This is a genomic window from Arsenicicoccus sp. UBA2120, assembly GCF_002330965.1.
GTDB lineage: Bacteria > Actinomycetota > Actinomycetes > Actinomycetales > Dermatophilaceae > Arsenicicoccus > Arsenicicoccus bolidensis.
This window is the reverse complement of the sequence record NZ_DCYC01000028.1, coordinates 1-21400: the sequence shown is the minus strand read 5'-3', so window position 1 is coordinate 21400 and position 21400 is coordinate 1. Positions and strand designations below refer to the sequence as shown.

Annotated in this window: 23 protein-coding genes; 17 read left to right on the top strand and 6 right to left on the bottom strand. The window is 72.6% G+C overall.

All coding sequences use genetic code 11. The annotated features are described in order from the left end of the window. Positions 1-30 precede the first annotated feature (30 nt). Complete coding sequence (locus B2P18_RS03220; RefSeq protein WP_029211568.1) at positions 31-1542, top strand: sensor histidine kinase; 1512 nt, start codon at positions 31-33, stop codon at positions 1540-1542. A 203-nt stretch (positions 1543-1745) separates the two neighbouring features. On the opposite strand, the gene B2P18_RS03215 is transcribed toward B2P18_RS03220, so the two are convergent. Beyond that, positions 1746-1994, bottom strand: a complete 249-nt coding sequence (locus B2P18_RS03215; protein WP_029211567.1) for a WhiB family transcriptional regulator — start codon at positions 1992-1994, stop codon at positions 1746-1748. Between the two features lie 346 nt (positions 1995-2340). On the opposite strand from B2P18_RS03215, the gene B2P18_RS03210 reads away from it, so the two are divergent. After that, positions 2341-2745, top strand: a complete 405-nt coding sequence (locus tag B2P18_RS03210) for a hypothetical protein (RefSeq protein ID WP_156911295.1) — start codon at positions 2341-2343, stop codon at positions 2743-2745. 108 nt (positions 2746-2853) lie between these two features. Here B2P18_RS03210 and B2P18_RS03205 read toward each other — a convergent pair whose 3' ends face one another. The 3 genes from B2P18_RS03205 to B2P18_RS03195 are packed head-to-tail and all read right to left on the bottom strand — an operon-like array spanning position 2854 to position 7918. Further along, on the bottom strand, positions 2854-3231 hold the full coding sequence (locus B2P18_RS03205; protein ID WP_029211565.1) for a fluoride efflux transporter FluC: 378 nt from the start codon (positions 3229-3231) through the stop codon (positions 2854-2856). Beyond that, entirely contained in the window at positions 3228-3764 is a 537-nt protein-coding gene (locus B2P18_RS03200; RefSeq protein ID WP_029211564.1) for a fluoride efflux transporter FluC, read from the bottom strand. Before B2P18_RS03200 ends, B2P18_RS03205 begins: the two co-directional genes overlap by 4 nt. Continuing rightward, positions 3761-7918, bottom strand: coding sequence for an FtsK/SpoIIIE domain-containing protein (locus B2P18_RS03195; RefSeq protein WP_286955812.1), 4158 nt, complete (start codon positions 7916-7918; stop codon positions 3761-3763). Before B2P18_RS03195 ends, B2P18_RS03200 begins: the two co-directional genes overlap by 4 nt. Positions 7919-8095: 177 nt before the next feature. Between B2P18_RS03195 and B2P18_RS03190 the strand changes: the two genes are divergently transcribed. From B2P18_RS03190 to B2P18_RS03160, 7 genes are read left to right on the top strand one after another with little or no spacing between them, the layout of a single operon-like run. Beyond that, the gene (locus tag B2P18_RS03190; RefSeq protein WP_286955810.1) at positions 8096-9328 is read left to right on the top strand and encodes a CpaF family protein; all 1233 of its coding nucleotides are present in this window, start codon (positions 8096-8098) and stop codon (positions 9326-9328) included. Then, on the top strand, positions 9325-10191 hold the full coding sequence (locus B2P18_RS03185) for a type II secretion system F family protein (RefSeq protein WP_286955808.1): 867 nt from the start codon (positions 9325-9327) through the stop codon (positions 10189-10191). The genes B2P18_RS03190 and B2P18_RS03185 overlap by 4 nt, the downstream gene beginning before the upstream one ends. Beyond that, positions 10188-11126 carry a type II secretion system F family protein gene (locus B2P18_RS03180; RefSeq protein ID WP_286955806.1) on the top strand — a complete coding sequence of 313 codons (939 nt, stop codon included), beginning with the start codon at positions 10188-10190 and terminating at the stop codon, positions 11124-11126. Before B2P18_RS03185 ends, B2P18_RS03180 begins: the two co-directional genes overlap by 4 nt. A 27-nt stretch (positions 11127-11153) precedes the next feature. Beyond that, a complete protein-coding gene (locus tag B2P18_RS03175) occupies positions 11154-11381 on the top strand; it encodes a hypothetical protein (protein WP_019287675.1) in 228 nt (75 codons plus the stop codon). 3 nt (positions 11382-11384) lie between these two features. Then, positions 11385-11831, top strand: coding sequence for a TadE/TadG family type IV pilus assembly protein (locus tag B2P18_RS03170; protein ID WP_019287676.1), 447 nt, complete (start codon positions 11385-11387; stop codon positions 11829-11831). Continuing rightward, the gene (locus B2P18_RS03165) at positions 11828-12334 is read left to right on the top strand and encodes a hypothetical protein (protein ID WP_029211558.1); all 507 of its coding nucleotides are present in this window, start codon (positions 11828-11830) and stop codon (positions 12332-12334) included. The genes B2P18_RS03170 and B2P18_RS03165 overlap by 4 nt, the downstream gene beginning before the upstream one ends. Beyond that, positions 12331-12837, top strand: coding sequence for a pilus assembly protein TadG-related protein (locus tag B2P18_RS03160; RefSeq protein WP_286955805.1), 507 nt, complete (start codon positions 12331-12333; stop codon positions 12835-12837). Before B2P18_RS03165 ends, B2P18_RS03160 begins: the two co-directional genes overlap by 4 nt. A 7-nt stretch (positions 12838-12844) precedes the next feature. On the opposite strand, the gene B2P18_RS03155 is transcribed toward B2P18_RS03160, so the two are convergent. Both B2P18_RS03155 and B2P18_RS03150 read right to left on the bottom strand, forming a co-directional pair. Next, positions 12845-13171 carry an MFS transporter gene (locus B2P18_RS03155; protein ID WP_286955804.1) on the bottom strand — a complete coding sequence of 109 codons (327 nt, stop codon included), beginning with the start codon at positions 13169-13171 and terminating at the stop codon, positions 12845-12847. Positions 13172-13343: 172 nt separating this feature from the next. After that, positions 13344-14060, bottom strand: a complete 717-nt coding sequence (locus B2P18_RS03150) for a FadR/GntR family transcriptional regulator (RefSeq protein WP_286955803.1) — start codon at positions 14058-14060, stop codon at positions 13344-13346. Between the two features lie 155 nt (positions 14061-14215). On the opposite strand from B2P18_RS03150, the gene B2P18_RS03145 reads away from it, so the two are divergent. The 8 genes from B2P18_RS03145 to B2P18_RS03110 all read left to right on the top strand — a co-directional run. After that, the gene (locus B2P18_RS03145; RefSeq protein ID WP_050993353.1) at positions 14216-14788 is read left to right on the top strand and encodes a gluconokinase; all 573 of its coding nucleotides are present in this window, start codon (positions 14216-14218) and stop codon (positions 14786-14788) included. Between the two features lie 121 nt (positions 14789-14909). Continuing rightward, on the top strand, positions 14910-16295 hold the full coding sequence (locus B2P18_RS03140; RefSeq protein ID WP_029211553.1) for a GntP family permease: 1386 nt from the start codon (positions 14910-14912) through the stop codon (positions 16293-16295). Positions 16296-16397: 102 nt separating this feature from the next. After that, complete coding sequence (locus B2P18_RS03135; RefSeq protein WP_286955802.1) at positions 16398-17156, top strand: AAA family ATPase; 759 nt, start codon at positions 16398-16400, stop codon at positions 17154-17156. Between the two features lie 37 nt (positions 17157-17193). Next, entirely contained in the window at positions 17194-18309 is a 1116-nt protein-coding gene (gene prfB, locus B2P18_RS03130; protein WP_019287684.1) for a peptide chain release factor 2, read from the top strand. A gap of 121 nt (positions 18310-18430) precedes the next feature. After that, entirely contained in the window at positions 18431-18721 is a 291-nt protein-coding gene (locus B2P18_RS03125) for a hypothetical protein (protein ID WP_019287685.1), read from the top strand. Positions 18722-18894: 173 nt separating this feature from the next. Next, on the top strand, positions 18895-19674 hold the full coding sequence (ftsE, locus tag B2P18_RS03120) for a cell division ATP-binding protein FtsE (RefSeq protein ID WP_286955801.1): 780 nt from the start codon (positions 18895-18897) through the stop codon (positions 19672-19674). After that, positions 19671-20582, top strand: coding sequence for a permease-like cell division protein FtsX (gene ftsX, locus B2P18_RS03115; RefSeq protein WP_019287687.1), 912 nt, complete (start codon positions 19671-19673; stop codon positions 20580-20582). Before ftsE ends, ftsX begins: the two co-directional genes overlap by 4 nt. Positions 20583-20783: 201 nt before the next feature. After that, a partial coding sequence (locus B2P18_RS03110) for a hypothetical protein (protein WP_286955799.1) occupies positions 20784-21400 on the top strand: 617 nt, incomplete at its 3' end.

Here is a 21400-nt window from a genome sequence, read left to right as displayed (position 1 = left end):
GGCTCGCCTCCGGTCACCTAGGGTGAGGACGTGGCGACCCTCACCGACATCCTGCGTGCCGAGACCGACCTGGACGACGTCGACCTCAACTGGCTCCGCCTGCTGGTGGGCGACTGGCAGATCATCTCGGACCTAACCTTCGCCGACCTGGTGCTGTGGGTGCCGACGCGGTCGGGGGAGTGGCTGGTCGTGGCGCACGCGCGCCCGACGACCGGGCGCATGGTGTTTGCCGAGGACATCGTGGGGACGCGCACCCCGCGCAGCCGCCGACCGCTCCTCAACGAGTCGTTCGCATCCAGGCGGACCGTTCGCGACCAGGACCCGGGCTGGATCGACGACGACGGGATCCGGCAGGACGCCGTCCCGGTCGTGCACAACGGCCGGGCGGTCGCGGTGATGAGCCGCTGCACCAATCCCGCCTACCTGCGGGTGCCGAGCCGGCTCGAGCTGACCTACATGTCCACCGGCGACGCCATGTGCCGGATGATCGCGTCGGGCGCGTTCCCCAGCAGCGAGGTCCCGACGGGGCAGCGGCGCGGGGCTCCCCGCGTGGGCGACGGCATCGTGCGTCTCGACGTCGACGGCGTCATCACCTATGCCAGCCCCAACGCCATCTCGGGCCTGCACCGCATCGGGCACGTCGGGGCCGTGATCGGGGTGACGCTCGCCGAGATCACGACGGGCGTGCTCCGGGACCACGCACCGGTCGACGAGACCCTCGCCCTGGTCGTGACGGGGCGCGCGCCGTGGAGCACCGAGGTCGAGACCCGCGCCGGCCACGTGACGATGCGCGCGATCCCCCTGGTCGAGCGCGAGCAGCGGGTCGGCGCGGTCATCATCATGCGCGACGTCAGCGAGCTGCGGCGCCGCGAGCGGGAGCTCATGACCAAGGACGCGACGATCCGCGAGATCCACCACCGGGTCAAGAACAACCTGCAGACCGTCGCGGCGGTGCTGCGCCTCCAGGCCCGTCGGATGCCGTCAGAGGACGCTCGCGTGGCCCTGCAGGAGGCGGTGCGGCGGGTGGGCACGATCGCGCTGGTGCACCAGACCCTCAGCCAGGCGCTGGACGAGACCGTGGACTTCGACGACATCGTCCGGCGGTCCAGCAGCTCGGTCGTCGAGGTGGCACGCACGGAGGAGCCCGTGCGCACGCAGCTCGTCGGGTCGTTCGGGCGGCTGCGGGCCGAGGATGCCACGTCGTTGTCGATGGTGATGGCCGAGCTCGTGTCCAACGCCGTCGAGCACGGCCTGGCCTCGACCGGTGGCGAGCTCGTCATCGAGGCGCGCCGCGACGCCGACCCGAACGACCCGTCGGACGACGCGGGGGAGCTGCTGACGGTGACCGTCTCCGACGACGGGGTCGGGCTGCCGGAGGGCTTCACGCCGCAGGGCGACAGCCTGGGCACCCAGATCGTGTCGAGCCTGGTCCAGGACCTGCGGGGTCACATCCGCTGGGAGCGCCGCGAACCCCGCGGGACGACCGTGACGTTCACCGCCAAGCTGCGTCCCGAGGGCAAGCCGACCGACGACCTGGTCTGACCGCCGTCGCGTGGGGTCGGGGCGTGCGAGGTCCGCGCTGCGAGCGCTGAGCAGGCACGGTGCGGGGGTCGGGGGCGTGCGGGGTCCGCGCTGCGAGCGTCGGCTCGGCACGGCGCAGCTTCATGGGCCTGCTAGGCGCACGAACGACGGCGTCGCCACCCGGGGGTGGCGACGCCGTCGTTGGTGTGATGTGCCTGCGGGAGTCAGCTCGCGCGGCGGGCCCGGGCGTTGCGGCGCTTGAGAGCGCGTCGCTCGTCCTCGGACATGCCGCCCCAGACGCCGGCATCCTGACCGGACTCGATGGCCCACTTGAGGCAGGTGTCCATGACCGGGCAGCGTCGGCACACGGCCTTCGCCTCCTCGATCTGCATGATTGCCGGGCCCGTGTTGCCGATCGGGAAGAAGAGCTCAGGGTCCTCCTCAAGGCAGGCCGCGCGGTCGCGCCAGTCCATCTTGATCATGCTCCTTGCATTGACGATGCGGCCTGGGTGCGTGAGGGCATCCAGGGTTCCGTACCCTTGTGGGGTGTGGGAGATGTTGGGTCCAACGATGGACATGCCCAGCGTGTTCCGACCCGCTCTCGTCCACCATCACATCTGCCGCATCTGTGGCACAAGGGGTGGGCGTCAGAAGCTGTCGCCTACGCTTGTGGGTACCGTTTGATCGAGCAAAGCTCGTCGCACGCCGACTAGCAACCTTAGTAAGAACATGCCTCGTTGACTAGAGGCTGGGACGAATTCAGGGCCGATCGTGCGATCGGACCTGACCTTTGGTCACGATTGAAGAGGATTGGTCACGTTGAGTAGCAGCAAACCAGCGCGAGGCGCGGCCACGAGCGCCGGGGCCGCACTCTGGTCGGCCCTCGTCCTGGCGATCCAGGCGGTCGTGGCCGTGGTGGCCGCGGGCTACTGGGCAGTGCAGATCGGGTCCGGTGGCACCGACGAGGTGGCGCGGAGCGTGGTCGAGCTCGTGCTGTTCCTCCTGGCCGCGGCGGGCTTCGTGGCGCTGGCGCGGGGACTGTGGCGCGGGAGCAGGTGGCCGCGCACCCCGACGGTGCTGTGGCACGTGCTGCTCGTGCCGGTGGGGATCAGCCTGTGGCAGAGCGGCGAGGTCGTGCTGGCCGCGCTGGTGCTGCTGGGCGTCACCGTGGCGATCGCCGGGATCGTGCTCTCCCGTCCCCACGGCTCGGGCGTCGACGCCTGAGGCGGCGACCCCGACCTCGACCCCCGCGCCGACCCGGACCCCGAGCCGGCGTCGGCCCCCTGCCTGCGTCTCCGAGGCGAGCACCAGCCGTATGACGGTCCGCCGGCGTCAGGCGCCGGCGACGGCCCAGCCCAGGGTGGCGGCCAGCACCCCACCGAGCACGTTGCCGCCGAGGTAGGTGCCGAGCAACGTCCACTCCCGGCGGTGCACGAGCTCGGCGCACCCGACGGCCAGCGGCGACCAGCTGCCGAGGCTGCCGGCGAAGCCCATCCCGACGAGGGCATAGAGCGGCTGCGCGAGGCCGCCGGCGACGAACCAGTGCAGCATCATGCCGATGAGCAGCGACGCCGTGACGTTGACCGCGGTCGTCGCGACGGCGCCGCGGGGGAGGTCCTCTCGGGATGGGGCGCGCAGCGCGACGGCATACCGGACCATGGAGCCGAGCCCGGCCCCGACGGCGAGGCACAGGGTGTCGACGAGCCTCATCGGCGCCACCTCGGACGGGCGGCGCGGACGGGCGAGGTGTGCTCGCGCGGGTCGCGGGACTGGACGGGGTGGGTGCCGGTGGAGGCCTGCCGGCGCACGGCCGAGCGTGGCCCCCCGGAACCGCCCGGACGGTCGGAGCGGTCGGGGCGCTCGATCAGCCTCATCGCGAGGTGCAGGCCTGCGACGGCGGCGGCGACGCCGACCAGGACGGTGGCGAGGAGGTAGACGACGGCGGTCGCGAGTCGCTGCGGGGCGAGCAGGATGACCTGGCCGGTGAACAGGCCGAAGGTCGTGAAGGACGCGAGCGCCCCGGTGAGAAAGGCGAGTGACCACAGGGGTCCGCGGCGCAGCAGGTAGGGCGTGAGGAAGCCGGCCAGCCCGCAGCCGATCGCCTGGGTGAGCAGGAGCGAGGTGGGGAAGTGGCCCGCGTCGTAGGGGACGAGCTCGCTGATGCCTGCTCGCAGGAGCGCTCCGCCGATCCCGCCCGCGGCGACCACGGCGAAGCGCGTCGTCGGGCTCAGGCGGGTGGTCACCCGTCGATTGTGCCCTGTCCCTGCAGGCGGTGGGTCAGCGCGACCTGCACGACGAGGGTGCGGCCACGATCGACCAGGACGCCGCGACCAGGTGGGGGTCCGTGCAGGCGGGGGAGGGCGACGCCGAGGAGGTCGCCGTCGGAGGCGTGGCGTGGCTGCAGGACGATGCCGGTGGCGGCGCGGCGGAGCTCCGTGGCGAGGCCGCGGTAGGTCGCAGCGAGGTGCTGGGTGGTGCCCGCGGCGACGACGGCGGCCCCACCGGGGTGGCTGACGGCGTGCCGCGCGAGCTCGACCAGGACCTGCTCGACGGGGCTGTCCAGCAGGCGCTCGACATCGTCGACGAGGACCAGCGTCGCGGGCTGCTGGGCGAGGTGCCGGCGCAGCGCTTCGTCGTCGCTCGGGCCCAGGACGCTGGCTGCGGAGCCCGAGACGGCCCACGCGGCCACCGGAGAGGGGCCGACAGCGATGACGAGCACCTGCTCGGTCGGCCGCCCGGATGCCTGCGCCAGGGTGATCAGGGTGGTGCTGCGTCCGCTGCCCGGTGGGCCGCACACGGTGACGACCGGCCGGAGGGCCAGGTCCAGCGCGACGGGGGTGGCGGTGTCCCCGCCGAGCCCGAAGGCGCGCGGATCTGCTTGCCGCAGAGCGTCGTCGGTGACCATGGCCGGCAGCGGTCGCAGGGCCAGCGGTGGTCGCCGACGGGCCGGCACCAGGTCACGGGCGAGCTGCCGCACGTCGTTCGGCTCGGTGAGGACGACCTGGACCTCGGCGTGGTCCGTGGCCCGGATGCCGCGCCCGGGAGGCTGGTGGTCCGGGCGGGCCGAGGCCGGGACGCCGCACAGGGCCAGGTCCGTCGCGTCGGCGAGCCGCAGCAGCAGACGCTCTCCCAGGTGGGTCGCGATCGACGAGGTCAGCAACGAGCGATCACCGGCGAGCACCACGACGAGGCCGTGCCCGGGCCCGTCGCGCAGGAGGCCGGTCAGGGCGTCCTGCAGGGCGGCACCGGTGAGAGGGTCCGCGCCGGCGAGGACGGCGTCCCACCGATCGACGAGGACCAGGACGGTCGGGTGCGCGTCGTCGGAGGCAACCTCGGAGGGCACGGTGGGGTGCAGCCCGGCGGCGAGCAGCTGCAGGAGACGCAGGACGCGACCCGGGTCGGCACGCGTCACGCGAGTGCCGCAGTGGGGCAGGGTCTCGAGGTCGCCGAGCCCGCCGTCTCCGTCGACGACGTGCAGGTGCAGCTGGTCTGCGGTGTGTCGCGAGACCGCCTCGACCGCGACGCTCCGCAGCAGGCTCGTGCGGCCGGTCCGGTGGGTCCCGACCACGGCGAGGTGACGACCGGCCTGCAGGTCGTAGTGCCAGACCGCTTGCTGCTGCTCGTGCGGGAGGTCCACCAGGCCCAGGGGCAGGGCGCCGTGGCCGTCGCTCGGGCCGGGGTCGGGCGGGAGGTCGGCGGGGTGGACGAGATCAGGCAACGGCGCGAGCCAGGGACTGGCCGGTCGGGACCGTCCCACGGCCGCCTCGCAGGTGGCGCGAACGAGGGCTGCGAGCTGGGTGTCTGGTCCGTTCCGGGCGGAGGACACGCGTCGCCCGTCCTCGAGCTCCACCGTTACGTCGCCGGTCGTGACGAGGGCCGGTGCTCCGGCCCACGCGGTCTGGAAGGCTCGAAGGCTTCCGTCGCCGGTCCGCCAGAGCGCGCGACCGGCCAGCCGGTCGCTGATCCGGGCCGCGTCGGGTGCCTCGATGACGTCCTCGGAGTCGGCGCGGTCACGCATGCGCAGGGCGATGCGAGCGTTGACGTTGGCACGGATGTCGGGCGTGACGACACCTGCCGGTCGCTGCGTCGCGAGCACGAGGTGGACGCCCAGGGAGCGACCGATCGTGGCGACGGTGAGCAGCCCCGGCACGAAGTCCGGGAGCTCCTGCGCCAGGACCCGGAACTCGTCGACGACGATCACCAGCCGGGGCACGAGCGGGTCGCCGGGCCGGCGGACCCGCTGGTAGGCCTCCAGGTCGACCGCGCCGGCAGCACGCAGGGCACGCTCGCGGCGGGTCAGCTCGGCGCGCAGCGAGGTGAGGGCTCGACGGGCGAGGTGGGGGTCGAGGTCCGTGACGAGTCCTGTGGTGTGCGGCAGGGCGGCGCACTCGGCGAAGGCCGCCCCACCCTTGTAGTCGAGCAGCACGAGGGTGAGCTCGTCCGGCGGCAGCGCGAGAGCCAGCCCCGCGACGAGGGTCTGCAGCAGCTCGGACTTGCCGGCCCCGGTGGTGCCGCCGACGAGCACGTGCGGGCCGTCGGCGGCGAGGTCGAGGGTGATCGGGCCGCCTGCCGAGCGGCCGAGCGCTGCGAGGGGGTGCCGGGTGGGCCGGGTCCAGGCCGCGGCCACGTCGGTCGGGCTGTCCAGCCCGACGGGGCTGACGTCGGCCAGGGTCACCAGGTCGGGGGTGATGGCCGCCGCGCCCGAGGTGGACGCCCGCAAGGGCGCGAGCGCTCGCGCCAGCTCCCACGACACGTTGGGTCCGACCGCGTCGGGGACGGCGCCCGAGACCAGACCTCCGCCCGGCATACCGACTGAGGCCCGGCCATCGGGATCGAGTCGCAACCAGGCCCCGGCCGACGCCGGGAGCCGGTCCGGTTGCTCCGCGACGGTCAGGACCAGCACCGACTCACCTCCCACCCCGGACAGGAGCCGAGGGAGCAGCTCGTCCAGCCCGGCCGAGTCGAGCCCGGCGACCACCACCAGGTGCCGGGGTGATCCAGCCGCGTGCGGGCTGCCGAGGACGTCGTTCCCGAGCAGCTCCTCGATCAGGTCGGAGGCCGCCTGGGTGCCGACGACGGGCACGGGCGTCGTCGGCCGCTGCGAACGGTGCGGCAGCCAGCGGCTCCACTCCCACGACCGGGCCTGGCGGGGCGAGCCGGCCACCACGTCGATGGTCAGCGAATCTGGAGGGCACTCGACGGTGAGGGCGCCCACGACGGCCCGCGCGACGCCGATCGCGCCGGGTCCGCTCAGGCCGATGATGCGGGCCTCCGCCAGGTCCACGTCGACCGGGACGTCGTCCAGGGAGGGCCGGGTCAGGGCGCCGTCCGGCTCGCGGACGGCCGCGCGGGCCGGCAGCCGGGCGCGGCCGAGCCGGACGACCAGCGGCACCGTCGCCCCGGCGGGTCGGGACCACAGCCCGGGCGCCTCGAGCCGGGCGGTCATCAGGACCGCCGCCGGATCCCGCGACGCCTGCTCGCGTCTCACGCGTTCGTCAGCCAGGACCTCGGCCAGACGCCGGTCGAGGTCCGCACCGGCGGCCCGGTGGTCCTCGCGCTCGGCTCGAGCCCGACGACCCCGGGCCGAACGGTCCGTGAGATAGGTGCCGAGCACCATCACCGGGCCCAGCAGGCCGAAGAGCAGGAGGTAGGGCGAGTGCATCACCCAGGCGAGCACCCCCGAGGCGATCAACGGGAGCAGCAGGGTCAACCACGGAAAGCTCCGGCCCTCTGCCCCGGCGGGGGGCCTGGGACGTTCCAGGACGACGTCCTCGGGACGCGGCACGACCGTCGGGAGCGGGTGGACGACGAGGTGGCCCTCCCCGTCAGGCTCGGCACGCTGACGGCGGGCGCTGCGACGGACCGACACGACGGAGCTCCCGAGGCGCACCCGGGTGCCCACCGTCAGGGCCACCGACCCCTCGACCGCCTCCCCGTCGACGTGAGACCCGTTGGTCGAGCCGCAGTCCGTCAGGAGCACGCCGTCGTCGTCCACCGAGACGACGGCGTGACGGCGGGACAGCTCCGGGTCGTCGAGGGTGATGTCGGACGTCGGGTCGCGGCCGACGACGTGCGGTCCTGCGGGCAGCGGCACCACGCGCCCGGCATCCGGCCCGCCCACGGTGACGAGGTGCAACGCCGACGGCGGTCTCGCGGGGGCGGACGCGTCCCCGACGTCGGGCCGGTCGCTCACCCGGGCTCCCCGCACCAGGGGCGGCCGACCCACCACGGCGCCGTCCGGGATCACGGCGGGGCCGAGGCGCCATACGGTCCCTGGGTCGCCTCCGACGGCCGTCGCCAGGAGCGGCCGCACCGTCGACCAGGGCGTGCCTGGCGGGGCCGTGACGGCCACGACCGACTCCACCCCGGCCGACTGCACCCTCAGCTCCACTCGCACTGCGTCCTCCTCCCGCGTCGGGCCCACTGTGCAGGCCGCCACCGACAGGCTTTGGGCGTCATCCACAGGACCGGAGGAACGGTGACGCGCACTCCGTGACATCCACAGCCATTCAGGTGGACGGAGCCTGTGACGCCCGGAATCTCCCTAGATTCGAGGGACCCGGAGCAAGGAGCCATGGTGCAGACGAGCACGACCCTCGAGGCAGAGGTCAGGGACGCGATCAGGCGCGACGGCGTCGACCCCGTGGCCGATCGCGCCCGCGTGACCGCTCTCGTCGCCCGGGCCATCGACGACTACGAGGAGCGGGCGATCGCCGCCGGGCTGCCGCCGCTCGAGGACGTCGACCTCACCGCCAAGCGCATCGTGGACGAGGTGGCCGGGTTCGGTCCGCTGCAGCCGTACTTCGACGACCCTCTGGTGGAGGAGATCTGGATCAACGAGCCGGGCAAGGTGTTCGTCGCCCGGGACGGGGTGAGCGAGCTGACCCCGACGATCCTCACCGCCGACGGCGTCCGCGACCTCGTGGAGCGCATGCTCAAGTCCTCCGGGCGACGTGTGGACCTCTCGTCCCCGTTCGTCGACGCGTCCCTGCCGGACGGCTCGCGCCTGCACGTCGTGATCCCCGACGTGTCCCGCGAGCACTGGCAGGTCAACGTCCGCCGGTTCGTGGCCAAGGCGACCCACCTGGACGACCTCGTGCGGCTGGGCACCCTGACCCGGCACGCGGCCGACTTCCTGGCCGCCGCGGTCGCCTCCGGGCTCAACGTCCTGGTCAGTGGCGGCACCCAGGCCGGCAAGACCACCATGCTCAACTGCCTGGCCTCGGCGATCCCGCCGCGGGAGCGGGTGGTCAGCTGCGAGGAGGTGTTCGAGCTCCAGCTGCCGCTCCGCGACGTGGCGGCCATGCAGTGCCGCCAGTCCTCGCTGGAGGGCACCGGCGAGATCCCGCTGCGGCGTCTCGTCAAGGAGGCCCTGCGCATGCGGCCCTCGCGGATCGTCGTGGGGGAGGTCCGCCAGGCCGAGAGCCTCGACCTGCTGATCGCCCTCAACAGCGGCCTGCCCGGCATGGCGACCATCCACGCCAACTCCGCCCGCGAGGCCATCACCAAGATGTGCACCCTGCCGCTGCTGGCCGGGGAGAACGTCGGCTCCCGCTTCGTCGTCCCCACCGTCGCCGGCAGCATCGACGTCGTCGTGCAGGTCGCCCTGGAGCGTGACGGGACGCGGCGGGTGCGCGAGATCGTCGCCGTGCCCGGCCGGGTCGAGGACGACGTCATCGAGGTCGCCGACCTGTTCACCCGGCGCGGTGACGAGCTCGTGCGCAGCGACGGGTTCCCGCCCCACCTGGACCGGTTCGAGCGGGAGGGGCACGACGTCACCGCCATCCTCGGAGCACCGCGATCATGAGCGGCCTCGCGGTGGGGCTCCTCCTCGGCCTCGGGCTGTTCTGCATCTGGTGGTCCTGCTGGGTGCCGTCCGAGGACCGGGTCGAGCAGGTGCGTGGGCCTCGGCTGGCCCGCCTGGGCGACGAGCTGGTGCAGGCCGACCTGCGCTCGGTGACACCTGCCCAGGTCGTGACGGGCTGCGCCCTCCTCGGCCTCATCACCTTCGTGGCGTCCTGGGCGACCACGGGCGTGGTCCCCGTCGCCGTGTGCTTCGCGGTGATCGCCGGCTACGCCCCGCTGGCGGTGGTCCGCGGGCGGGCACGCCGGCACCGCATGCTCCTGCGCGACCTGTGGCCGGACGCCGTCGACAACATCGCTTCGGGCGTGCGCGCGGGGCTGGCGCTGCCCGAGGCCCTGGCTCAGCTGGCGGTCCGCGGCCCGGAGCCGCTGCGGCCGGCGTTCGCGGCGTTCGCCGACGACTACCGCGTGACCGGACGGTTCGGCGACTGCCTGGACCGCCTCAAGGCACAGCTCGCGGATCCGGTCGGTGACCGGCTGGTCGAGTCGATGCGGCTCGCCCGTGAGGTCGGCGGCAGCGACCTGGGGCGCCTGCTGCGGACTCTCTCTTCGTTCCTGCGCGAGGACGCCCGCACCCGCGCCGAGATGGAGACCCGCCAGAGCTGGACCGTCAACGCGGCCCGGCTCGCCGTGGCCGCACCCTGGGTCGTCCTGGCCACGATGGCCACCCGCCCTGCGTCGCTGCAGCCCTTCGGCACCCCGCTCGGGGCCGTCGTCCTGGCCTCCGGCGCCGTCATCACGGTGATCGCCTACCAGCTGATGATGCGCATCGGGCGCCTCCCCGAGGAGCGGAGGGTGCTGCGATGAGCTGGTTGGCCGACTGGTCGTGGGCCGGCGCCGCCCTCGGGCTCACCTGGGCCACGGGTGTCCTGCTCGTATGGCGCCGCCTCCCCGCACGGCGCCGACCCACGATCGACGACCGGGTGGTGCCATACCTGCAGGACGTGGCGCTCCCACCCCCTGCGGTGGGCCGAGAGCTCGACGACCGTGGGTTGCTGGCACTCCTGCAGCCCTGGCTCGTGCGCGCCGGGGCCCGGCTGGACCTCGCGCTCGGCGGGCAGGAGTCGGTGCGGCGACGGCTGCAGCGCTCCGGCCAGGTGCCCGACGTCGAGGGCTTTCGCGCCCAGCAGGTGCTGTGGGGCGCCGGGGGAGCCGTCCTGGGCGCGGTCGGGGCCACCGTCGCCGTCTCTCGCGACCGGGGCGCGTTGGTGCCGGCCGTGGTGCTCGTCGTCGTGGCGACCGCGGCCGGGGTCGTCCTGCGCGACCACCTGCTCAGCCGCGCCGTCCGCAGCCGTGAGGAACGCATCCTGCAGGAGTTCCCTACGGTCGCAGAGCTGCTCGCCCTGTCCGTGAGCGCGGGGGAGGGTGCCTCCGGCGCCCTGGACCGCGTCTGCCGGCTCTCCGGCGGGGACCTCGCCGAGGAGCTGCGCCACTGCCTCGCCGACGCCCGCGCGGGGTCGTCGCTGCCCGCCGCCCTGCAGTCCCTGGCCGACCGCACCGGGCTCCCGGGCCTCGCCCGCTTCGTCGACGGCATCGTCATCGCCGTCGAGCGCGGCACCCCGCTCGCCGATGTCATGCGCTCGCAGGCGCAGGACGTGCGCGAGCAGGGCCGTCGCGCCGTCATGGAGGAGGGCGGCCGGCGCGAGATCGCCATGATGACGCCCGTCGTCTTCCTCATCCTGCCGGTGACCGTGCTCTTCGCGGTCTTCCCCGGTCTCCAGCTCCTGACCCTCACCGTCTGACCCATCCATACCCTCACGGAGGACGACATGCACCACCTCACCGACGCCGGGCTCGCCCTGCTGACCCGGACCACCGCCACCCTGCACGTCCTCGGTGCGCGGCTGCACGACGACCGTGACCGCGAGCGGGGCGACGTGCCCGGCTGGGTCATGATCACGCTGATGACGGCGGGTCTGGTCGCGGCCCTCGCGCTCGTGGCCAAGCCCGCCCTGACGGGGTTGTTCGAGAAGGCCATGGCCACCATCGGCGGCTGACCGGTGACCCCTGCCCTCCTGCGGGTCGCCGAGCGCGACCACCCCGAGCGCGACCACCCCGTGCGCGACGACCCCGAGCGCGGCTCGGCCGTGGCGGAGTACGCCATGGTCACCGTCCTGCTCATGGTCCTCGTGCTCGGCGTGGTCCAGGTCGCCGTCGCGCTGCACGTGCGCAACACCCTCGTGCAGTGCGCGGTCGAGGGCGCCCGCTACGGCGCCCGCGCGGACGTGGATCCCGGGGCGGCGGTCGGACGGGCGCAGGAGCTCGTGCGGGGGTTCACCACGGACCGCTACGCCCAGGACGTCTCGTCCCGCGTCACCTCCTCCGGTGGTGCCGAGGTCGTCGAGGTGACGATCCGGGCGCCGCTGCCGGTCATCGGCACCCTGGGGCCGGCCGGGCAGCTGACCGTGTCGGGACGGGCCTATCGGGAAGGGCAGGAACCGTCGTGACCTCGCTCGACCGGCCGCAGCAGCACAACCGGCCGAGCCGGCTGCCGGGGCTGCGCCGCCGTCTCGGCCGGGACGTGCGCGAGCAGGGCGACCGCGGGTCGGCGAGCCTGGAGCTGATCGGCGTCTCGGTGCTCCTGCTCGTCCCGCTCTTCTACCTCGTCATGACCCTGGCCCAGCTCCAGGCCGGTGCGTATGCCGTGTCCGGGGCCGCCCGCGACGCGGGCCGCGTGTTCGCCGAGTCCCGCGACGTGGACGCCGCGCAGGGACGGGCGCAGGCGGCGGCGCGCATCATCTTCGAGGACTACGGCTTCGCGGCCGGAGAGGTCCAGGTCGCGTGCCTGGACGATCCCTGCCTCGGGCCGGACGCCCGGGTGCGGGCGACCACGACGCTGCGCGTCCCGCTGCCGCTGGTGCCTGACTTCGTGCGGGGCGTGGTGCCGTCGGAGGTCGTGGTGCACGGTGAGCACCTGGCGACCGTCGAGCGTTTCCGGGGCGAGTCGTGAGGTGGTCCGCGCTCGGGGCGACCGGTGCTCGTGAGAACGCCTCCAGCCCGGGCGTGGGCACCGACGAGGAGGACCGCGGGTCGATCTCGCTGCTGTCCCTCGGGATGATGCTGGTCGCCGCCATGCTCATCGTGGTGGGTGTGGACATCACGGCCGTGCAGCTGGCCCGCACCCAGCTGTGGGACGCCGCGGACTCGGCTGCGCTGGACGCGGCCGACCGCATCGACGAGGACCGCGTCTACACCCAGGGCCTGCCCTCGATGGTCCCCGTCACGAGCGCGGGCGTCGCCGAGGTCGCCGGTGAGCACCTGTCGGCGGAGCGGCGACCCCACCTGGTGCGGTCCTGGTCGTTGGGTGGGCGGACGGGCAGCCCGGACGGGGAGACCGCGGTGGTCGAGGTGACCGGTCACGTGGACCTGCCGATCGTCGGCAGCGTGGTCGAGGCCTTCGGCGGGGGAGTGGACGTGACCGTCGTGTCCCGCGCTCGCTCGGCGGTGCGCTGACCTGCGGTCAGGCGGTCGCGAGCTCCCGCGTTCGCGGCCCGAAGAAGGCGAGGACCAGCGCTCCGACGAACCAGGTGGCGGCGATGAAGGAGAACACCGAGCGATAGCCGGACGAGGTGTAGATCGAGGTGATGACCAACGGGCCCGCGGCGTTCGACAGTCGACCGAGTCCGTAGCTGAATCCCGTCCCGAGCGAGCGGGCGTCGGTGTCGAACAGCTCGGGCGAGTAGGCGTAGGCCAGGGACGTGTAGCCGCGCTCGAAGAGGTTGACCAAGAACCCGAAGGCCACGATCAGGACCGGCGTGAACATCAGGCCGTAGAAGAGGCCGCTCACCCCGATGATCACGAGCTCGGGCGGCCCTCACGGTGACACGCGCGCAACCGGGCCGTCTCGGGCCATTCCACCTCACGGAATCCACGGATGGGCCTGGCCGCAGACTCAGTGCCCAGCGTCGCGCCGGCCGCGCGCCTGGTCGTGCCCCCTGGCCGTATGCCGGCGCCCGCTGTCAGGATCCGACGACGGCGGCAACCGCGGCGGCGGCCTCGTCGATGATCTCCTGCATCGCCCGCGTCGCCGCGAGCGCGTCGCCGGACTGGATCGACTGGGCGACGTCGCCGTGCAGGCGGATCGCCTCGGGGTTGGGGTCGACGGGCATCAGGTCGTGGTGGGTGCGCCCGGCGAGGACCTCGGCGACCACGCCGTCCAGGGCCGCGAGCATCTCGTTGCCGCTGGCCCGCAGCAAGGTGGTGTGGAAGACGACGTCCGCCTCGAGATAGGCCTCGAGGTCCTGGGCCTTGGCCCAGCGGGCCATCTCCATGACCGAGCCGACCAGCGTCCCCGCCTGCTCGGGGGTCGCGTGCTGCGCCGCGAGGCCGGCCGCGATGGGCTCGATCCCGGCGCGGAGCTGGTTGAGGGAGCGCAGCTGCTCGGCGCGGTCCTGCTCGGTGCCGTCGAGGCGCCACCGGATGATGCGGGGGTCGAAGACCTGCCACGCCGACCGCGGCTGCACCGTGATCCCCACCCGGCGGCGGGTCGCGATCAGGCCCATGGCCTCAAGGACGCGGGCTGCCTCACGGACGACCGACCGCGAGGTGCCGAAGCTCTCCTCGAGCAGGTCGGCCCGCAGGACCGTGCCCGGCGCGTGCTCCCCGGAGACGATGGAGCGACCGAGGCGCTCCACCACGATGTCGTGCAGGCTGGATCGGGAGGGTGCGGGGGGCATGGCTCGATCGTCCCACACAGTGACGTTTGGCAGCCCATACGGGTCAATCGTCATACATATTTTGCCCAAGGTCTTGAAATCGTCTGCCTAGAGGTTGCATGCTGGTGCCCTCGACGCGCGACGAGGCGTGTCCCCAAGACCTGGAGGCTTCGACGATGAGCTCCTCCGACATCGGCACGGACGGCGCGCGGACCCGCGCCCCACGTGTCGTCGTCATGGGCGTCACCGGCTGCGGCAAGACCACCGCCGGTGCGGCCCTCGCGCAGCGGCTGCGCGTCCCGTTCGCCGACGCGGACGACTTCCACCCCGAGGCCAACGTCACGAAGATGGCGGCCGGCATCCCCCTCGACGACGACGACCGCAGCCCCTGGCTGTTCCGCCTCGCGACCTGGCTGCGCGACCACGAGGAGACCGGTGCCGTCATCGGCTGCTCCGCCCTCAAGGTCAAGTACCGCGACATCCTGCGCAGCGGCGCCCCCGAGCTGACCTTCCTGCACCTGCACGGCGACCGCGAGGTCGTGGCCGCGCGGGTCGCCGGACGCCCGGGCCACTTCATGCCCGCCTCCCTCGTCGACTCGCAGTACGACACGCTCGAGCCGCTCCGCGAGGACGAGGCGGGCGTGGCGATCGACTTCGCCCTGCCCGTGGACGTCATCATCGACGACTACGTGCGGGCCTTCCCGGCCCAGGCCGTGCCCGGCGACCCCGTCGTGCCCGCCGCCTCCTGAGGCACCCGCCCCCGAGGCCCCCACCACTACGTCATACGGACCGCTCCAGCACCACCCGACCCACCCTCTCGATCGCCCCCGCGACGACGAAGAGCCCTGACAGACAAGGATGTCGCCCAGCATGACCACCACCCTGATCTCCCTGGCCCAGGCCGGGGAAGCAGCCGCCGCGATCCCCGCGGGCCGCCTCATCCCGGCCGCGCTGATCGGCATGGCGCTGATCGTCCTGCTCATCACCAAGTTCAAGATGCACCCCTTCCTCGGCCTGACCATCGGGTCGCTGGCCGTGGCCGCCGTCGCCGGGCTCAACATGAACACCGCCGTCGAGTCCTTCACCAAGGGCTTCGGCTCGACCGCGGCCAGCGTCGGCACCCTGATCGCCCTCGGTGCGATCTTCGGCAAGCTGATGGCCGACTCCGGCGCCGCCGACGAGATCGTCGACACCATCGTCGGCAAGGCCTCCCCGGCCGCGCTGCCGTGGGCGATGGCCGGCGTCGGGGCCCTCATCGGTCTGCCGATGTTCTTCGAGATCGGCCTCGTCCTGCTGATGCCGGTCATCTACCTCGTGGCCCGCCGCTCCGGCCAGTCGCTGATCAGGATCGGCATCCCGACCCTGGCCGGCCTGTCGGTCATGCACGGCTTCGTGCCGCCGCACCCCGGCCCGCTCGCCGCCATCGGCGTCCTCAAGGCCGACCTCGGCCTGACCCTGGCCCTCGGCGTCCTGCTCGCGATCCCCGCCCTGATCGTCGCCGGCCCCGTCTTCGGCACCATCGCCGGCCGCTGGGTCGACGTGCCCGCGCCGGACCTGTTCGAGTCCCGCGAGGACACCACCGGTCGTCGCCCGGGCTTCGGCATCACGCTGTTCACCGTGCTGCTGCCCGTCGTCCTCATGATGGGCAAGGCGCTCGCCGACATCCTGATCAGCGACAAGAAGAACCTGATCCGCGTCAGCCTCGACTTCCTCGGCACCCCGTTGATCGCGCTGCTCATCGCGGCGCTCGTCGCCATGTGGACCTTCTCCCGCGGCGCCGGCTGGACCCGCGCCGAGCTCACCAAGAGCGTCGAGTCCTCGCTGCCCCCCATCGCGGGCATCATCCTGATCGTCGCCGCCGGTGGTGGCTTCAAGCAGGTGCTGGTCGACACCGGCATCGGCAAGCTCCTCGCCGACGGGATGGCGAGCTCCGGCCTGTCCGTGCTGCTCCTCGCCTGGCTCGTCGCCGTGGTCATCCGCCTCGCGACCGGCTCCGCGACCGTCGCCACGGTCACCACCTCCGGCATCGTCGCCCCGCTGGTCGCCGGCATGGGCAGCGGCGAGACCTCGCTGCTGGTCCTCGCGATCGGCTCGGGCTCGCTGTTCTTCTCGCACGTCAACGACGCCGGCTTCTGGCTGGTCAAGGAGTACTTCGGCCTCAAGGTCTCCGAGACCATCAAGACCTGGTCGATCATGGAGACCCTGATCTCCGTGATGGGTCTGCTCTCGGTCCTGGTCGCCTCGCTGTTCGTCTGAGGCAGGTCCGCGCAGAGTGGTCGCGGATCCGACGTCTGGAGGCTCCTGACGTCGGATCTGCGACCACTCTGGCGTTGACCGCTGATGGGGGAGCATGGCCGTATGACGCCGCGCCGCCCCACCGCCCAGGCCTGGCACGACGTCCGGCTGCCGCTGCGGAGGGTCGAGGCGCGGGTCACCGGCGAGGTGCCGGAGCGCCGCGACGACGTCTGGCCGTTCGACATACCGGCCGTCGCCCAGCTGCTGCGGGAGGGGCTGGACCTGGGTCCGGCCACCGTGCTGGTGGGGGAGAACGGCGCGGGCAAGTCGACGCTGGTCGAGGGGATCGCGATGGCCTACGGCCTCAACCCCGAGGGCGGGTCGACCGGGGCACAGCACACGACGCGGCCCAGCGAGTCGCCGCTGCACCAGCACCTGCAGCTGGTGCGGCACGCGGGGTCGGCGACGCGGTGGGGGTTCTTCCTGCGGGCCGAGACGATGCACTCCTTCTACACCTACCTCGACGGGATGTTCGGGGAGGACTTCCACGGTCGCTCGCACGGCGAGGGCTTCCTCGACCTGTTCACCGGGCACCGGTTCACCGACAAGTTCGGGCTCTACGTCTTCGACGAGCCGGAGTCGGCGCTGTCGTTCACGAGCCAGCTGCACCTGCTGGCGGTGCTGCTCGGGCTGATGGAGCGCGGCGACAGCCAGGTGCTCCTGGCGACGCACTCGCCGGTCCTCGCCAGCCTGCCCGGGGCGACGCTGCTGCAGCTCGACGAGGACGGCTACCGTCCCGCGGCGTGGGAGGACCTCGACCTCGTCGACCACTACCGCCGATTCCTCGACGGCCCCGAGCGCTACCTGCGTCACCTGCGCTGAGCGGGCGGTTTGCACCCGGGCGGTAGGCTGTTGCTTTGTGGCTGTCGACTTCTCCGAAGAGATCAAGAACCTCCGCGCGACCATGGCGTCGGTGCGTGAGGTGACCAACCTGGACGCGCTGGCGGGTCAGATCGCCGAGCTCGAGAAGCAGGCCAGCGCCCCCGACCTGTGGGACGACCCCGACGCCGCGCAGAAGGTCACGAGCGCCCTGTCCCGCGCCAACACCGAGCGCGACCGGGTCGTCGAGATGGACCAGCGCATCGAGGACCTCGAGGTGCTCGTCGAGATGGCGACCGAGGACGGCGGCGACGCCGACACCCTCGCCGAGTGCGAGCGCGAGCTGGTCTCCATCACCAAGGCCGTCGGCGAGCTCGAGGTCCGCACCCTGCTGTCGGGGGAGTATGACGAGCGCGAGGCCGTCGTCACGATCCGCTCGGGCGCCGGTGGCGTCGACGCGGCCGACTTCGCCGAGATGCTCATGCGGATGTACCTGCGCTGGGCCGAGCGCCACGGCTACCCGACCAAGGTCATGGACACGTCCTACGCCGAGGAGGCGGGCCTGAAGTCCGCGACCTTCGAGGTCAACGTGCCCTATGCCTTCGGCAACCTGTCCGTCGAGGCCGGCACGCACCGCCTCGTGCGGATCAGCCCGTTCGACAACCAGGGACGCCGCCAGACGAGCTTCGCCGCCGTCGAGGTGATCCCGCTGATCGAGACCACGGACACCGTCGAGATCCCCGAGAACGAGCTCAAGGTCGACGTCTTCCGCTCCTCGGGCCCCGGTGGTCAGTCGGTCAACACCACGGACTCCGCGGTCCGGATGACGCACATCCCCACCGGCATCGTCGTGTCGATGCAGAACGAGAAGTCCCAGATCCAGAACCGCGCGGCTGCGCTGCGCGTCCTGCAGTCCCGCCTGCTCCTGCAGAAGAAGCAGGAGGAGGACGCCAAGAAGAAGGAGCTCGCCGGCGACGTCAAGGCGAGCTGGGGCGACCAGATGCGGTCCTACGTCCTGCACCCCTACCAGATGGTCAAGGACCTGCGCACCGAGCATGAGGTCGGCAACACCTCGGGCGTGCTGGACGGCGACATCGACGGCTTCCTCGAGGCCGGGATCCGCTGGCGCCGCAACAAGGCCAACGACACCGAGTAGTCGACGCTGGGTAGTCGTCGTGGAGCACCGCGTCACCCGTGCGTCGTCCATCAGGCGGCATCCGGGTGGTGAGGCCCAGTATTCACTCCGACGTGACCTGACCGTGACCTAGGCTGACCCCATGGCACTGCTGTGGGGGGACTCGTCGGGTCGTGAGGTCGCGTTGCTGCGCCGCCGCGTCGAGCTGCTCGAGGAGCAGGTCGCCATGCTGGCCAAGTTCGCCGGCATGGACCCCAACCACCTGCCGCAGGCGCGCCCGGTGCTCGACGAGCAGGCCCAGCAGCTCGCCCTGCGCGGCCAGCGCATCGCGGCCATCAAGGTCCACCGCGAGACGCGCCACCTCGACCTCGTCACCGCCAAGGACGACGTCGAGGCCTTCCTCGCCGAGCACTCGCGGGCCAGCACCTCCTGACCCTCCTCCGCCGGCAGGTCCTGACGCATCGTCACCGCCGGTCGCCGTCCGCAACGCCGAGTCGGCAAGACGTGCGGCGCTCGTCCCCCCGGTCGGCCTAGGCTCGTCCTGTGCCGTGGGTCGCGACCTGACCCGGCGGCGGCCGACGGGACGAGGACGGGGCGCGCCACGCGATGATCAGGTTCGACCACGTGTCCAAGGTCTACCCGCGCACCACGCGGCCCGCCCTGGACGACGTCAGCGCCAGCATCGAGCGGGGACAGTTCGCCTTCGTCGTGGGCTCGTCCGGCTCCGGGAAGTCCACGCTGCTGCGCTTGGTGCTCAAGGAGGAGACCGCCACCTCGGGCCGGGTCCAGGTCGCCGGCCGTGAGCTCGAGCGGCTGCCACGCCGGGACGTGCCCGCCCTGCGCCGCGAGATCGGCTGCGTCTTCCAGGACTTCCGGCTGCTGCCGGCCAAGACCGTCACCGACAACGTGGCCTTCGCCCTGCAGGTGATCGGCGGTCGCCGCCGCGACATCCGGCGCCAGGTGGGGGAGACCCTCGAGATGGTCGGCCTGCAGGACCTCGGCCGCCGCCTGCCGCACGAGCTGTCGGGCGGCGAGCAGCAGCGCGTCGCCATCGCCCGCGCCATCGTCAACCGGCCCTCGATCCTGCTGGCCGACGAGCCCACCGGCAACCTCGACCCCGCGACGAGCCTGGACATCATCAACCTGCTCGACCAGATCAACCGCCGTGGCACGACCGTGCTGATGGCCACCCACGACGACGAGATCGTCAACGCCATGCGCCGGCGGGTGCTCGAGCTGGACGAAGGGCGGCTGGTCCGCGACGACGAGCGGGGCGAGTACGCCCTCACTCGCGCGACCGGGCTCCGCGGACCTGACGGCGGCGCGTCCCGGCATACGGCCCGGTCCACGGGCTCGCTCGAGCCCACAGAGGAGGGGGACCGATGAGGCTCGGCTTCATCCTCGGCGAGGCCTGGACCGGCCTGCGCCGCAACCTGTCGATGACCGTGTCGGTCGCCCTGGTCACCATGGTCAGCCTGCTGTTCCTCGGCATCGGCCTGCTGAGCTACCAGCAGGTCCAGACGATGAAGGGCTACTGGTACGACAAGATCCAGGTCTCGATCATCCTGTGCAACGCCACGTCCGCCGAGGCCGCGTGCTCCAAGGGCGCCGCCACCGACGCCGACCGCACCGCCCTCGAGAAGCAGCTCGACGCGATGCCGATCGTGCAGGAGCGCTACTTCGAGAGCCAGCAGGAGGCCTACGACCGGTTCAAGGAGCAGTTCCGCGACAACCCGCTGGTCCAGAGCACGCGTCCCGAGCAGCTCAAGGCGTCCTACCGCGTCCGGCTCAAGGACCCGCAGCAGTACCCCCAGATCACCAGCACCTTCCAGGGCTCCCCGGGCGTCGAGAAGGTCGAGGACCAGCGCAAGGTCGTCGAGCCGCTCATCGACCTGCTCAGCACGCTGACCGTCGCGACGATCGCGCTCGCGGGCGTCATGCTCCTCTGCGCCACGCTCCTCGTGGCGACCACGATCCGGCAGTCCGCCTACAGCCGGCGGCGCGAGACCGGCATCATGCGCCTCGTCGGGGCGGGCGCGGCCACGATCCAGGCGCCGTTCGTGATCGAGACGGTCGTCGCCTCGCTGCTCGGCGCGGCCCTGGCCACCGGTCTGCTGTGGGGGGTCCTCGCGTGGTTCGTCGGGCAGAAGGCCGGCCAGCTCACGATCCTCGGCGGCATCGCCGTCGTCGACCAGGGTGACCTGTGGCGCGTCGCGCCCTGGCTGTTCCTGACCGCCCTGGTCGTGGCCCTCCTGACCTCGCTGGTCACGCTGCGTCGTTATCTGCGCGTATGACGGACGGGGCCGCCGTCATTCTTAGGCCATTCGCATGGTCAGAGGTCGCGGACGGGTGACAAAAGCGTCTCGGGGAGGTTCCGTGCGAGGTCGGTGGTCGTGCGACTGCTGGTGCTGGTGGTACCAACGTGGAGGCGGTGTCGCTCGGCACCGACCTCGTGCTCGACCGCCATCGCCCCCGGAACCCCCAGGACGTCAGACATGAGCGTGCTCCACCGAGGCCGTCTCCATCGCGGCTCCGTCGCCCTGGCCTGTGCCCTCGCCGCCGCCCTCCCGGTGCTGCCGTCGGTCCTCCTCGCGGCGCCGGCGCACGCCGCCCAGGTGCGTGGCGACTCCGACGACGACCTGCGCGACCGCCGGTCCGCCCTGGAGCGGGACATGGGAACGCTCCGGGGGACGCTCGAGGTCACCTCCTCCGCCCTCGCCGACGCCTACGCCGAGCTCGTGACGGCGGAGCGCCAGCTGCCCGGGGCGCGTGCCGCCGAGGCGGCCGCCACGTCCGCCCTGGAGGCGGCCCGTCGTCGCGACGCCGAGCTGGCCGCCCAGCTCGAGCAGGCGCGCGCCGACGAGACGACTGCCCGTGACGACCTGGCCCGCACACGCGCCTCCATGGTGTCCGCGACCGAGGCGATCGGCCAGGTCGCCAGCGAGATGCAGGACCCCGGCGCCGAGCTGCGCGACCTGTCCCTGCTCGTCGAGGCCCAGACCCCCGACGACCTCTACACCCGCTACTCCGTCCTCGAGGCCGTCGGGTCCGTGCGTGCCTCGGCGGCCCGCGACCTCGCCACGGTGCGCGCCGCCGAGACCTCCAAGCAGGC